This is a genomic window from Kocuria rhizophila (assembly GCF_003667225.1).
Classification (GTDB): domain Bacteria; phylum Actinomycetota; class Actinomycetes; order Actinomycetales; family Micrococcaceae; genus Kocuria; species Kocuria rhizophila.
This window is the reverse complement of sequence record NZ_RCOM01000025.1, coordinates 1-14,147: the sequence shown is the minus strand read 5'-3', so window position 1 is coordinate 14,147 and position 14,147 is coordinate 1. Positions and strand designations below refer to the sequence as shown.

Genomic DNA, 14,147 nt, shown 5'->3' with positions numbered 1-14,147 from the left:
CACCGCCGGGAGCCTGACCGGGCGGATCGTGCCGCAGAACCTGTCCCGGGCGGGCGACTCCGCCCTGTCCCGCAGGATCGAGCAGTGCCGGGAGCAGGGCCGACCCGCACTCGTGGGCTACCTCCCCGCGGGGTACCCCACGGTGGCGGAGTCCGTCGAGGCAGCCGTGGCCCTCGGGCGCAACGGCGCGGACGTCATCGAGATCGGGATCCCCTACTCTGACCCCGTCATGGACGGCCCCGTGATCCAGGCCGCCACCACCGAGTCCCTGGCCAACGGCTTCCGCGTCTCGGACGTGTTCACCGTGGTGCGCGCCGTGGCCGAGCAGACGGATGCCGTTCCCGTGGTCATGACCTACTGGAACCCCGTGCTGCAGACCGGTGTGGGCGAGTTCGCCCGCCGGTTGAGCGAGGCCGGAGGAGCGGGGATCATCACCCCGGACCTGATCCCGGACGAGGCCGGTGAGTGGTTCGCGGCCTCCGAGGAGCACGGGCTGGACCGGATCTTCCTGGTGGCCCCGTCCACCACGCGCGAGCGCATGGACATGACCGTGCACGCGTCGTCGGGCTTCGTGTACGCGGTGTCCGTGATGGGCGTGACGGGTGCGCGGGACAGCGTGTCCTCCGCCGCGGAGGACGTGGTGGCGCGTGCCCGTGCGGCCGGTGCGGAGCGGGTGTGCGTGGGCCTGGGGGTCTCCACGCGCGAGCACGTGCTGGAGATCGGAGAGTACGCGGACGGTGTCATCGTGGGCACGGCGCTCGTGCGCGCACTGCGGGACGGCGGTCCCGAGGCCGTGGGACGCCTGGCCGCCGAGCTCGCGGGACGAGCGTGAGGGGCCTCGTGGTCCCGGCGTCCATCCCCTCGCCGGCGATCAGCAGCATCCACATCGGCTTCCTCACCATCCACTTCTACGCGCTGTGCATCCTGCTGGGCATGGCGCTGGCCGTGTGGCTGACCATGCGGCGCTGGACCCGGCGCGGGCAGGACCCGGACGTGCTGGGGGACATCGTCTTCTGGGCGGTGCTCGCCGGGATCGTGGGCGCCCGTGCTTACCACGTGCTCATCACCGACCCCATGGGCTACTTCGGCCCGGGTGCCGATCCGTGGGACGTCTTGCGGATCTGGGAGGGCGGGATCGGCATCATGGGCGCGGTCACCGCCGGTGCCGGCGCCGCGTGGCTGGTGTGCCGCCGCTACGGTCTGCCGCTGCACGTCTTCGCGGACTGCGTGGCCCCGGGGCTGCTGCTCGCCCAGGCCATCGGCCGCTGGGGCAACTGGTTCAACCAGGAGCTCTTCGGCAAACCCACCACGCTGCCCTGGGGCCTGGAGATCTCCCCGAGCTCTGCCAACTTCCCGCCGGGGCTGCCCCCGGACACCCTGTTCCACCCCACGTTCCTCTACGAGAGCCTGTGGGACCTGCTGGGTGTGGTGCTCCTGCTCCTCGCCGAGCGCCGGATGCGCGTGACCCACGGCCGGGTCTTCGCGCTCTACATGGTGTACTACGGCGTCGGGCGGCTGTTCATCGAGATGTTCCTGCGCGTGGACCCGGCCCTCATGGTGCTCGGGGTGCGTGTGCACGTGTGGACGTCCCTGCTGATCGTGCTCGGGGGTCTGGTGCTGTTCCTCGTCCTGGGGCGCCGGGTCCGGCGGACGGGGCCCACCACGCCGGCCGCCACGGTGGCGGGAGCCGCGCCGAGCGCGGACTGAGCGCACCGCCCACCCGCGCGGCCACCGCCCCGGGCACCGGATCCGTCGACCTGTGACCCGGGGCGTTGCCGTGTCCAGCATGTGGACCGTGTCCACATGCTGGGATAACCCGGTGGGGCCGGGTTGTGATCTGAGCAACGTGCTACGTTACCGGAGCACCGCGTGGGAACCGCCACCCCGGGCTCCCACCGGTGCCGATCCACGGCTTCCCACGAAGCCGCATCCTTTCCGCAACGGGGCGGACACAGGCGTCACCTGGATCCCACGACGTCCGCCGCGCACCCACCGAGTGTTCCCGGGCATCGTCGACGCACCAGACCAGCCCACCCCTTGGTGAGGAGCTCCGTCATGAGTCAGCAGCACGCGCCCCACTCGGCGCCCCGCGAGCACGAGCCCGCAGCCCACGCGCCCACCGGGCCCGGCCCGGAGGTCGTCTCTCCCTTCGAGCGGTTCTCCGCCGTGCCCCAGGACCAGGGGCTGTACCGCGCGGAGGACGAGAAGGACGCGTGCGGCCTCGCGGTGGTCGCCACCCTGAACGGCACGGCCTCCCACGACATCGTGGACGCCGCCCTGACCGCGCTGCGCAACCTCGAGCACCGCGGCGCGGTGGGCGGGGACGAGGGCACGGGCGACGGCGCCGGCATCCTCACCCAAATCCCGCACGACTTCCTGCGGCAGAGCGTGGACTTCCGACTGCCGCCGCGCGGTTCCTACGCCGTGGGCACGGCGTTCATGCCCACCGGCGGAGCCCACCTGTCCGAGCTCAAGGCAGCTCTCGAGGACCTCGCGCGCGCCGAGCAGCTCACGGTGCTGGGCTGGCGGGACGTCCCGGTGGTCGAGGATGCCGTGGGGGCCTCCGCCCGCGCGGTGATGCCCACGTTCGTGCAGGTCTTCGTCGCGGCCGCGGGCGCGGCGGACGCTGCCGCGTCCCCGTCCGCCGACGGTGCGGCGTCGTCGGAGCGGGACGCCGCGCAGCTGGAGCTGGACCAGCGGGTCTTCCGCGTGCGCAAGCGGGCCCAGAACAAGTTCGGGATCTACTTCCCGTCCTTCTCCTCCCACACGCTCGTGTACAAGGGCATGCTGAGCACGGCGCAGCTGGAGCCGTTCTACCCGGACCTCTCCGACCCCCGCTTCACCACCGAGCTGGCCGTGGTGCACTCCCGGTTCTCCACCAACACCTTCCCGTCCTGGCCCCTGGCCCAGCCCATGCGCACCCTGGCGCACAACGGGGAGATCAACACCGTGGTGGGCAACCGCAACTGGATGCGCGCCCGGCAGTCCTCGATGTCCGGCGCCGTGCTGGGCCGCCAGCCCGAGGACCTCTACCCGATCTGCTCCGAGGGCGCCTCCGACTCCCAGTCCCTCGATGAGGTCGCGGAGCTGCTGCAGCTCGCGGGACGCCCGATCACCGAGACCATGCTGATGCTGATCCCGGAGGCCTGGCAGAATCACGAGAGCATGGACCCCCGGCTCAAGGCGTTCTACGAGTACCACTCAACCCTCATGGAGCCGTGGGACGGGCCGGCGTGCGTGTCGTTCACGGACGGCGTGCGCGTGGGGTCCGTGCTGGACCGCAACGGGCTGCGCCCGGGGCGCTTCTGGCAGACCGAGGACGGCCTCGTGGTCTTCGCGTCCGAGGTGGGCGTGGTGGACGTGGGGGACCGCCGTGTGGTCCGCAAGGGCCGGGTGGCACCCGGCACCATGTTCCTCGTGGACACCCGGGCCGGGCGGATCGTGGAGGACGCCGAGATCAAGGAGGAGCTCGCCGCCGCGAAACCCTGGGAGGACTGGGTGCGGGAGTCGGTCCGGCCGGTCTCCGAGCTCCCCGAGCGTGAGCACATGAGCCACCCCGCCCACTCCGTGCGGCTGCGGCAGAAGACCTTCGGCTACACCGAGGAAGAGCTCAAGATGATCGTGGGCCCCATGGCCGCGGCGGGCGCCGAGCCCATCTACGCGATGGGCACCGACACCCCCGTGGCCGTGCTCTCCAACCGGTCGCGGCTGCTCTACGACTACTTCGTGCAGTCCTTCGCACAGGTCACCAACCCCCCGCTGGACGCCATCCGCGAGGAGCTCGTGACCTCCATGGCGGGCGCCGTGGGGCCCATGGCCAACATGCTCTCCACCGCTCAGACCCGCACGCGGCAGATCCGCCTGGACTTCCCGGTCATCGACAACGACCAGCTGGACCAGTTCGCCCACCTGGAGGACGACGACGGCGCGTCGCTGAGTCTGCGCGTGCGCGGGCTCTACCGGCCCGTGGACGGCGCGCGCTCGCTGCGCGACCGGATCGCGGAGATCTGTGAGAAGGTCTCCGCCGCGGTCAACCGCGGTGTGCAGTTCGTGATCATCTCGGACCGGGACTCCAACGGGGCGTGGGCTCCGATCCCGTCCCTGCTGCTGACCTCCGCGGTGCACCACCACCTGCTGCGCTCGGCCACCCGCACCAGGGTGGCGCTGATCGTGGAGTCCGGGGACGTGCGGGAGGTCCACCACGTGGCGCTGCTGCTGGGCTACGGAGCCTCCGCCGTGAACCCGTACCTGGCCATGGAGTCCGCCGAGGAGCTCGTGCGCCGCGGTGAGGTCACCGGCGTCACCGAGGAGCAGGCCGTGGCGAACCTCATCACGGCGCTCGGCAAGGGCGTGCAGAAGATCATGTCCAAGATGGGCATCTCCACCGTGCAGTCCTACTGCGGTGCCCAGACCTTCGAGGCGCTCGGGCTGTCCAGCGAGCTCGTGGCGGACTACTTCTCCGGAACCCGCACGCAGATCGAGGGCGTGGGCCTGGACGTCATTGCCGCGGAGACCGAGGCGCGGCACCGGCTCGCGTACCCGGAGGACGGCGTCACCGAGCCCCACCGGGACCTCGCGACCGGCGGAGAGTACGACTGGCGCCGCGAGGGGCCCCGCCACCTCTTCGACCCCCACACGGTGTTCCGGCTGCAGCACGCCACGCGCACGGGGCGCTACGACATCTTCAAGTCCTACACGCAGCGGGTGGACAGCCAGGCCCGGGAGATCGCGTCCCTGCGCGGGCTGATGAGCTTCGCCTCCACCCGGGAGCCGGTGGACATCGACGAGGTCGAGCCCGTCAGCGAGATCGTCAAGCGCTTCTCCACCGGTGCCATGAGCTACGGCTCCATCTCCATGGAGGCGCACGAGACCCTCGCGATCGCCATGAACCGGCTGGGCGGGAAGTCCAACACGGGCGAGGGCGGCGAGGACGTGGAGCGGCTCGTGGACCCCGAGCGCCGCTCCGCCATCAAGCAGGTGGCCTCGGGACGCTTCGGCGTCACGAGCCTCTACCTGGCCTCCGCCGACGACCTGCAGATCAAGATGGCCCAGGGCGCCAAGCCCGGTGAGGGCGGCCAGCTCATGGCCCAGAAGGTCTACCCGTGGATCGCCCGCACCCGGCACTCCACCCCCGGGGTGTCCCTGATCTCTCCGCCGCCGCACCACGACATCTACTCGATCGAGGACCTGGCGCAGCTCGTCTACGACCTCAAGCGCGCCAACCCCAGGGCGCGCGTGCACGTCAAGCTCGTCTCGGAACGGGGCATCGGCACCGTGGCGGCGGGCGTGACCAAGGCCAAGGCCGACGTCGTGCTGGTGTCCGGCCACGACGGCGGCACGGGCGCCGCGCCGCTGAACTCGCTCAAGCACGCGGGCATGCCGTGGGAGCTGGGACTCGCCGAGACCCAGCAGACCCTGCGGCTCAACGGGCTGCGCGAACGCGTGGTGGTGCAGGCGGACGGGCAGCTCAAGACCGGCCGGGACGTCGTCGTGGCCGCCCTGCTGGGCGCCGAGGAGTTCGGCTTCGCCACCGCCCCGCTCGTGGTGGAGGGCTGCATCATGATGCGCAAGTGCCACCTGGACACGTGCCCCGTGGGCGTGGCCACCCAGAACCCCGAGCTGCGCTCGCGGTTCACGGGCAAGGCGGAGCACGTGGTGAACTTCTTCGAGTTCATCGCCCAGGAGGTGCGCGAGCACCTTGCGGAGCTCGGCTTCCGCAGCATCGCGGAGGCCGTGGGCCACGCGGAGGTGCTGCGCACCCGGGAGGCCGTCGAGCACTGGAAGGCCAAGGGACTGGACCTGAGCCCCGTGCTGGACTCCTTCCGCGCGGAGGGCGTCACGGACGGGCTGCGCAACACCACGTCGCAGGACCACGAGCTGGAGAAGCACTTCGACAACCGGCTCATCCCGCTCGCGGCACCGGCCATCGAGCGCGCGGAGCCCGTGCGGGTCCAGGAACGCGTGGTCAACACGGACCGTGCGGTGGGGACCATGCTCGGCTACACGGTCACGAACGCCCTGGGCACGCGCGAGCTGCCGGACGACACGATCGACGTGACCCTCACCGGTGAGGCGGGCCAGTCGCTCGGCGCCTTCATCCCGCGCGGCATCACGCTGCGTCTCGAGGGGGACGCCAACGACTACACCGGCAAGGGGCTCTCCGGCGGGCGGATCGTGGTGCGGCCACCGCGGGACGCGGGCTTCACGGCCCACGAGAACGTGATCGCGGGCAACGTGATCGGCTACGGCGCCACGAGCGGTGAGATGTTCTTCAACGGCGTGGTGGGCGAGAGGTTCCTGGTCCGCAACTCGGGCGCCACCGCAGTGGTCGAGGGCATCGGGGACCACGGCTGCGAGTACATGACCGGCGGCGTCGCGCTCGTGCTCGGTGAGACCGGACGCAACTTCGGCGCCGGCATGTCCGGGGGAGTGGCCTACGTGCTGGACCTGGACGAGACGGATGTGAACCGGCAGGCCCGTGCCAACGGCGACCTGCAGCTCGGGCACCTGGACGGCAACGACCGCGAGCTGGTGCTGGAGCTGCTCAAGCGCCACGGCGAGGAGACGGGCTCCGATTTCGCCGCCACGCTGCTCGCGGACCCGCAGCACAGCCTGACCCGCTTCACCAAGGTGCTGCCGCGGGACTACTCCGCGGTGCTGGCACTGCGCAACGAGGCCGAGGCCGAGGGCGAGGACCCGGACGGCGACGGCACCTGGCACAAGATCCTGGAGGCGACCCGACGTGGCTGATCCCCGTGGTTTCCTGACCGTCCGCGAGCGCGCGGACCGTCCCAAGCGTCCCGTCCCGGTGCGCCTGATGGACTGGAAGGAGGTGCAGCAGCGCCAGGAGGCCGGTGTGCTCCACCAGCAGGCCGGGCGCTGCATGGACTGCGGCGTGCCCTTCTGCCACCAGGGGTGCCCGCTGGGCAACCTGATCCCGGAGTGGAACGACCTGGTGTGGCGGGAGCAGTGGGGCGAGGCGTCCGAGCGGATGCACGCCACCAACAACTTCCCCGAGTTCACCGGCCGGGTCTGCCCGGCGCCGTGCGAGTCCTCGTGCGTGCTGGGCATCAACCAGGATCCCGTGACCATCAAGCAGGTGGAGTACGCGATCGGGGAGAAGGCGTTCGAGGACGGCCTGATCGAGCCGTGCATCCCGCAGCGGCTCGTGGGCCGGACCGTCGCGGTGGTCGGCTCCGGTCCCGCCGGGCTCGCGGCGGCCCAGCAGCTCACGCAGGCGGGGGTCACGGTGGCCGTGTACGAGCGCGACGACCGCATCGGCGGGCTGCTGCGCTACGGCATCCCCGACTTCAAGCTGGAGAAGTCGGTGCTGGAACGCCGACTGGACGTCATGCGCCAGGAGGGTACGCGCTTCCGACCGGGCGTGGAGATCGGCCGGGACATCACGTGGGACGTGCTGCGCCGGCGGTACGACGCCGTGGTCGTGGCCACGGGTGCCACACGGCCCCGTGAGCTGGAGATCCCCGGGCGGGACCTCGACGGGATCCACCCCGCGATGGACTACCTGGTGCGCTCCAACAGGCACGTGGCGGGGGACGAGGTCCCGGACCTGGTGGACGCGCGCGGCAAGCACGTGATCGTGCTGGGAGGCGGGGACACCGGCTCCGACTGCATCGGCACTGCCCTGCGACAGGGGGCCGCGTCCGTGACGTCGCTGGCCATCGGCCGCAAGCCGCCCGTGGACCGGGCGGACGAGGAGCCGTGGCCCATGATGCCCAAGGTCTTCGAGGTCTCCACGTCCCACGAGGAGGGCGGGGAGCGCACCTTCCTGGCCTCCACCGTGGAGTTCGTGGGGGAGGACGGGCACGTCACCGGACTGCGCGTGGCCGAGACCGAGTACCGCGAGGACGGCTCCCGCGGCCCCCGTCCCGGGACCGAGGAGGTGCTGCCCGCTGACCTCGTGCTGCTGGCCCTCGGGTTCACGGGCAACGAGTCGGAGCAGCTCACGGAGCAGCTGCCCGTGGCGCTGGACGGTCGCGGCAACGTGGCACGGGACGAGAGCTACATGACCGAGGTGGACGGCGTGTTCTCGTGCGGAGACGCCGGGCGCGGTCAGTCGCTCGTGGTCTGGGCCATCGCGGAGGGTCGCGCGTGCGCCGCGAACGTGGAGCGCCACCTCACGGGCCAGACCCGGCTGCCGGAGCCCGTGGCACCCTCGGAGCGCGCGATCGACCTGAGCCTGTGAGGCCCGCCGCGGCGGTCCCCGGCCCACAGCCGCGGACGCCGGCCCGGCGGCGTCGTGCCCCGCGCGGCGGGTGTGACGCAGCGTGCGGCGCCTGGTAAGCGGGCTCATGTTCTTCGAGCGCCCGGGATTGTTAGGCTGGAGGCAACATCGGCGGAGCGGCCGCGGCCACGCAGCATCGGCAGCGTGACCCGGCCGCTTCCGCTGTGTGTGACAACCATCCGTTCTTCGAGAAGGAGTCACCCCATGCGTCGAGCGAAGATCGTGGCCACCATCGGCCCCGCCATCTCCTCGTACGAGAACATCACCCAGGCGATCCGGGCCGGCATGAACGTGGCCCGCCTGAACATGAGCCACGGGGACCACTCCGTGCACAGCGCCTCCTACGAGAACATCCGCCGGGCCAGCGAGGAGCTCGACACCACGGTGGCGATCCTCGCGGACCTGCAGGGCCCCAAGATCCGCCTGGGCAACTTCTCGGACGGCCCGCACGAGCTGGAGGTCGGTGACACCTTCACGATCACCGTCCGGGACGTGCCCGGGACCCGGGAGATCTGCTCCACCACCCACAAGGGCCTGCCCGGGGACGTCTCCGTGGGGGACCCGTTGCTGATCGACGACGGCAAGGTGGCCCTGCGCGCCACCGGGGTCACGGACACGGACGTCACCACCGAGGTGGTCGTGGCCGGACCGGTCTCCGACCACAAGGGCATCAACCTGCCGGGCGTGGCCGTCAACGTCCCTGCCCTCAGCGACAAGGACGAGGCGGACCTGCGCTGGGCGCTGCAGCGCGGCGTGGACATCATCGCGCTGTCCTTCGTGCGGGACGCCAAGGACATCACCCGGGTGCACGAGATCATGGCGGAGGAGGGTCGCAAGATCCCCGTGATCGCCAAGATCGAGAAGCCCCAGGCGGTGGACGCGCTGCACGAGATCATCGACGCGTTCGACGGCATCATGGTGGCCCGCGGCGACCTCGGTGTGGAGCTTCCGCTCGAGGCCGTCCCGATCGTCCAGAAGCGTGCGATCGAGCTGGCACGCCGCTGGGCCAAGCCGGTCATCGTGGCCACCCAGGTGCTGGAGTCCATGATCGACAACCCGCGCCCCACGCGCGCCGAGGCCTCGGACTGCGCCAACGCCGTGCTCGACGGCGCGGACGCGGTCATGCTCTCGGGCGAGACCTCCGTGGGCAAGTACCCCATCAAGACGCTCGAGACCATGGCGAGCATCATCGAGGCCACGGAGACCGAGGGCATGGACCGGATGCCGCCGCTCGGCACCGAGCCGCGGACCCGCGGGGGCGCGGTCACCCGCGCGGCGGTGACCATCGCCCGGCAGCTGGACGTCCCCTACATCTGCACCTTCACGCAGTCCGGGGACTCCGCACGCCGGCTCTCCCGCCTGCGGCCCGACCGTCCCATCCTGGCCTTCACGCCCGAGAAGAGCGTGCAGTCCTGGTTGCAGCTGCTCTGGGGTGTGCAGCCCATCCGCGTGGACCGCGTGGAGCACACGGACGAGATGACCCGTCAGGTGGACCACCACCTGCTGCAGTACGACCTCGCGGACACGCAGGACATGGTCGTGATCTGCGCCGGCTCGCCCCCGGGGCACGCCGGGTCCACCAACCTGGTGAAGGTGCACCGGGTGGGGGACCTCCAGGACGCGGGGGAGGCCCCGCAGCGCGAGCCGCACGAGGGTGTGGGCCCGTGGCGGGAGACGCTGCGCGGGTCCGGTTCCTGGCGCGAGCCGTGAGCCGGTGACCGGCTGACCGGCGCGCTCCCGGTCTGACGGGGCGCCGTGGACGACGACGCGGGGTGCGGATCCGAGGGATCGGCACCCCGCGTCGTCGTCGTGGTGACCGCCCACCGGGCCCGCCCGGGGGCAGGTGCCGGTCCGGAGGGCGGAGCGGGTCCTGTGCGGACGGCCGCCCGGAAACGACGTACGGCCCCGCGTCAACGGGGCCGTACGTCGTGGTGCTCTGACCAGGTGATTCGTGGTGCCCAAGGTGGGACTCGAACCCACACATGTCTCCATACCGCATTTTGAGTGCGGCGCGTCTGCCAATTCCGCCACTTGGGCCCGGACCGTGCGTCAGCCGCCGCGGATCGCCGAGGGATCCGGGGGCTTCGGGGCCGGTGCGGCTCACAGCCTACATGATGGGACTAGCATGGCAGGGACACCGGGCGCTCCGCCGGTGACCCCGTCCGGCGCGGCGGTGTGCTGTGTCTCACGGGGCGCCGGGGCCGCTCCCGTGGTTGGATGCGGTGTCGAGAACATCGTGACCACCTCGAGACCAGGAGTGCCCGTGACGGATATGCCGACCACCCCCGACCCTGACCCCGCCACGGCGGAGGAGCAGGGCGAGCAGGAGACCGCCTCGACCGCGGGTGCCACGGGTTCCGCCCCCCGGACGGTGGTCGTGGCCGAGGACGAGGCCCTGATCCGCATGGACGTCGTGGAGATGCTCGAGGACGCCGGCTACCGCGTGGTGGCCCAGGCCGAGAACGGCGAGCAGGCGGTGGCCCTGGCCACCGAGCACCGCCCGGACCTCGTGCTGATGGACGTCAAGATGCCCGTGATGGACGGCATCACGGCCGCGGAGCAGATCGCCGCGGACCGGATCGCCCCCGTGGTCCTGCTGACCGCCTTCAGCCAGCGCGAGCTCGTGGAGCGCGCCCGCGAGGCCGGGGCCATGGCCTACGTGGTCAAGCCGTTCACCGTGGACGACGTGGTCCCCGCGATCGAGATCGCCATGTCCCGCTTCGAGGAGATCGCGGCACTCGAGAACGAGGTCGCGGACATGAAGGAGCAGTTCGCCACCCGCAAGCTCGTGGAGCGCGCCAAGTCTCTGCTGCAGTCCAAGATGGGGCTGTCCGAGCCCGAGGCGTTCCGCTGGATCCAGAAGACCTCCATGGACCGCAGGCTGTCCATGCGCCAGGTCGCGGAGGCCATCATCAACCAGGTGGCCTGAGCGTCCCCCAGCTCCCTGTCCGGGGGTGCCCCTAGGATGGGTGCGTGACCGAGACGAGCCAGCAGCCCAGCCAGGATCCGAGCACGCCCCGCACGGTGGTGATCGGCGAGAAGACCGACGCCCCGCAGCAGGTGCCCCTGCCCGAGCCGGTGTCCCGCCCCGATCGGAGACTGCTGCTCATCGACGGGCACTCCCTGGCGTTCCGGGCCTTCTTCGCGCTGTCGCGCGCCGCCGAGTACGGCGGCGGTCCCGGATTCGTGACCTCCGACGGAGTGCACACGGAGGGTGTCTACGGCTTCGTGAACACCATGGTCAAGCTGGTGCGCGAGGAGAAGCCCACCCACCTGGTGGTCTCCTTCGACCTCGAGGGCCCCACGCTGCGCTCCCAGGAGTACGGGGAGTACAAGGGCGGCCGCGACGAGACTCCCGAGGAGTTCCACGGCCAGGTTCCCAACATCCAGCGCGTCCTGGAGGCGCTGGGCGTTCCGATCGTCACCATGGAGGGCTACGAGGCGGACGACGTCCTTGCCACGCTGGCCTCCCGTGCCGCTGCGGACGACTTCGAGGTCCTCGTGTTCTCCGGGGACCGGGACGCGTTCCAGATGATCACGGACCACGTGAACGTGGTCTACCCCGGCCGCACACCCTCGGACCTGCGGCGCATGGACGCGGCCGCCGTCTTCGAGAAGTACAAGGTGGCACCCCAGAACTACCCCGATCTCGCCGCGCTCACGGGGGAGACCGCGGACAACCTCCCGGGTGTCCCGGGGGTGGGCCCCGGATTCGCGGCCAAGTGGATCACCGCCTACGGCCCCGTGGAGTCCCTGCTGGAGCACGCCGCGCAGATCACCGGCAAGAAGGGGGAGGCCCTGCGCGAGAACGAGGACCTCGTGCGGCGCAACCGCAAGCTCAACCGGCTGGTCACGGACCTGCCCCTGGACATCGACCTGTCCACCGCGGTGCTTCCGCGGGCCGACGCCGAGCGCGTGGGCGAGGTGTTCGACGAGCTCGAGTTCGGCTCCCAGCTGCGCGGACGCCTGCTGGACGCCTTCGGCGGGGACGTTCCCGCGGACGACGCCGCCGTGCTCGCCCCCGTCACGGACGTCACCGTGGTGCGCGCCGCCCAGGAGTTCGCCGACTGGCTGGCCGTGCAGGAGGACGGAGTGCCCGTGGTCGTGCGCCGGCTGTCCCCGGACCCCAAGGCGCTCAGCGGGGAAGAGGTCACCACGCTCGTGCTCACCGGGGACACGGGTGCCGTGGTCGATCTCGTGGCGGCGGACGAGGACCTCACGCACGCCGTGGAGTCCTGGCTCGGGGACGCCGCGGCCCCCAAGATCGTGGACGGCCTCAAGGACCTTTACCACGGGCTGATCCAGCGGGGCATCGACCTCGCGGGGGTCGTGGACGACGTCCAGCTCTCGGGCTACCTGGTGCGGCCCGCGCTGCGCTCCTACGAGCTGGAGGCCCAGCTGGCCCAGCACCTCGAGGTCGAGGTTCCCGCGGCGGAGGACACCGCCGGGGATGCGCACGGGCAGACCGAGCTCGCCCTGGACGAGGAGGACAGGCTCGGCGGCGTGAGCGAGGCGGTGCTGGTGCGCGAGGCCACCCTCGGTCGCGCGTGCCGGGACCTCAGCGAGCACCTGCGCGGGCTGCTGGAGGCGGACGGGCAGCTCGGACTGCTCACCGAGCTCGAGATGCCGCTCGCGGTGATCCTCGCCCGCATGGAGGCCACCGGGATCGCGATGGACCGCCCGGGAATCGACGCCCTGTTCGAGGACCTGCAGCACCCCATCGACCAGGCATTCGAGCAGGCCCAGGCGCAGCTCGACCACGAGGTCAACCTGGGTTCCACCAAGCAGCTGCAGGCCGTGATGTTCGACGAGCTGGGACTGCCCAAGACCAAGAAGACCAAGACCGGCTACACCACGGACGCCGCCGCCGTGGCGGACCTGATCGGCAAGGTCTCCCCGGACACCCCCGGCTCCCGGTTCCTGGTGGCCCTGATGCACTGGCGCGAGTACTCCAAGCTCAAGCAGATCGTGGCGGGCCTGCGGGACGCGATCGCGGACGACGGCCGCATCCACACCACCTACCAGCAGACCGTGGCGGCCACCGGGCGGCTCTCCTCCACGGGCCCCAACCTGCAGAACATCCCGGTGCGCACCGAGCAGGGGCAGCGCATCCGGGACGTCTTCGTGGTGGGGGAGGACGCCACGGGTCCTTTCGAGTGCCTGATGACCGCGGACTACTCCCAGATCGAGATGCGCATCATGGCGCACCTGTCCGGGGACGAGGGGCTGATCGAGGCCTTCCGGGGCGGTGAGGACCTGCACCGTTTCGTGGGCTCCCGCGTCTTCGACGTGGCCCCCGGGGACGTCACCCCGCAGATGCGATCCAAGGTCAAGGCCATGAGCTACGGGCTGGTCTACGGGCTGAGCTCCTACGGACTCTCCCAGCAGCTGAACATCGGCGTGGACGAGGCCCGGACCATGATGAGCGGCTACTTCGAGCGCTTCGGGGGCGTGCGGGACTTCCTGCGCGGCGTCGTGGAGGAGGCCCGTTCCAAGGGCTACACCGAGACCATCGACGGCCGCCGCCGCTACCTCCCGGACCTCACGAGCGACAACCGGCAGGCCCGCCAGGCCGCGGAGCGCATGGCCCTGAACGCTCCCATCCAGGGCTCCGCGGCGGACATCATCAAAAAGGCGATGATCGGTGTGGACCGGGCGCTGCGGGACGGTGAGCTCCGCTCCCGCGTTCTGCTGCAGGTCCACGACGAGCTCATCGTGGAGGTGGCCCCCGGGGAGAAGGACGCCGTGGAGAAGATCCTGCGCACCGAGATGGCCGGCGCGGCCGATCTCACGGTGCCCCTGGACGTGAACGTGGGCACCGGGCCCACGTGGCACCAGGCGGCGCACTGACCCCGCCCCCGCGAGCGGCCCGGCAGCCCGGACCGGCTGCCGGGCCCCGCAC

The 14,147-nt window shown here is 71.2% G+C and carries 7 protein-coding genes and 1 tRNA gene; 7 read left to right on the top strand and 1 reads right to left on the bottom strand.

Features of this window, described 5'->3' with window-relative positions; translation table 11 throughout:
* Positions 1 to 25 precede the first annotated feature (25 nt).
* From trpA to pyk, 5 genes are all read left to right on the top strand, one after another.
* Positions 26 to 832: a tryptophan synthase subunit alpha gene (gene trpA / locus D9R02_RS05355; RefSeq protein ID WP_372747842.1), complete on the top strand. Its 807-nt coding sequence runs from the start codon at positions 26 to 28 to the stop codon at positions 830 to 832.
* The gene (gene lgt / locus D9R02_RS05350; protein WP_035884948.1) at positions 829 to 1,707 is read left to right on the top strand and encodes a prolipoprotein diacylglyceryl transferase; all 879 of its coding nucleotides are present in this window, start codon (positions 829 to 831) and stop codon (positions 1,705 to 1,707) included. The genes trpA and lgt overlap by 4 nt, the downstream gene beginning before the upstream one ends.
* Positions 1,708 to 2,055: 348 nt before the next feature.
* Positions 2,056 to 6,750 (top strand): glutamate synthase large subunit, encoded by a 4,695-nt coding sequence (gene gltB, locus D9R02_RS05345; RefSeq protein ID WP_039101228.1) that lies wholly within the window; start codon positions 2,056 to 2,058, stop codon positions 6,748 to 6,750.
* A complete protein-coding gene (locus tag D9R02_RS05340; protein ID WP_121566481.1) occupies positions 6,743 to 8,206 on the top strand; it encodes a glutamate synthase subunit beta in 1,464 nt (487 codons plus the stop codon). The genes gltB and D9R02_RS05340 overlap by 8 nt, the downstream gene beginning before the upstream one ends.
* Positions 8,207 to 8,449: 243 nt before the next feature.
* Positions 8,450 to 9,955, top strand: a complete 1,506-nt coding sequence (pyk, locus tag D9R02_RS05335; RefSeq protein WP_019309084.1) for a pyruvate kinase — start codon at positions 8,450 to 8,452, stop codon at positions 9,953 to 9,955.
* A 242-nt stretch (positions 9,956 to 10,197) separates the two neighbouring features.
* Here the strand turns inward: pyk and D9R02_RS05330 are convergent.
* Positions 10,198 to 10,282 (bottom strand) — tRNA-Leu (locus D9R02_RS05330).
* Positions 10,283 to 10,517: 235 nt separating this feature from the next.
* Between D9R02_RS05330 and D9R02_RS05325 the strand changes: the two genes are divergently transcribed.
* Positions 10,518 to 11,174 carry an ANTAR domain-containing response regulator gene (locus D9R02_RS05325; protein ID WP_223110415.1) on the top strand — a complete coding sequence of 219 codons (657 nt, stop codon included), beginning with the start codon at positions 10,518 to 10,520 and terminating at the stop codon, positions 11,172 to 11,174.
* A 44-nt stretch (positions 11,175 to 11,218) separates the two neighbouring features.
* Complete coding sequence (polA, locus tag D9R02_RS05320; protein ID WP_039101218.1) at positions 11,219 to 14,095, top strand: DNA polymerase I; 2,877 nt, start codon at positions 11,219 to 11,221, stop codon at positions 14,093 to 14,095.
* The last annotated feature ends 52 nt before the right edge of the window (positions 14,096 to 14,147 follow it).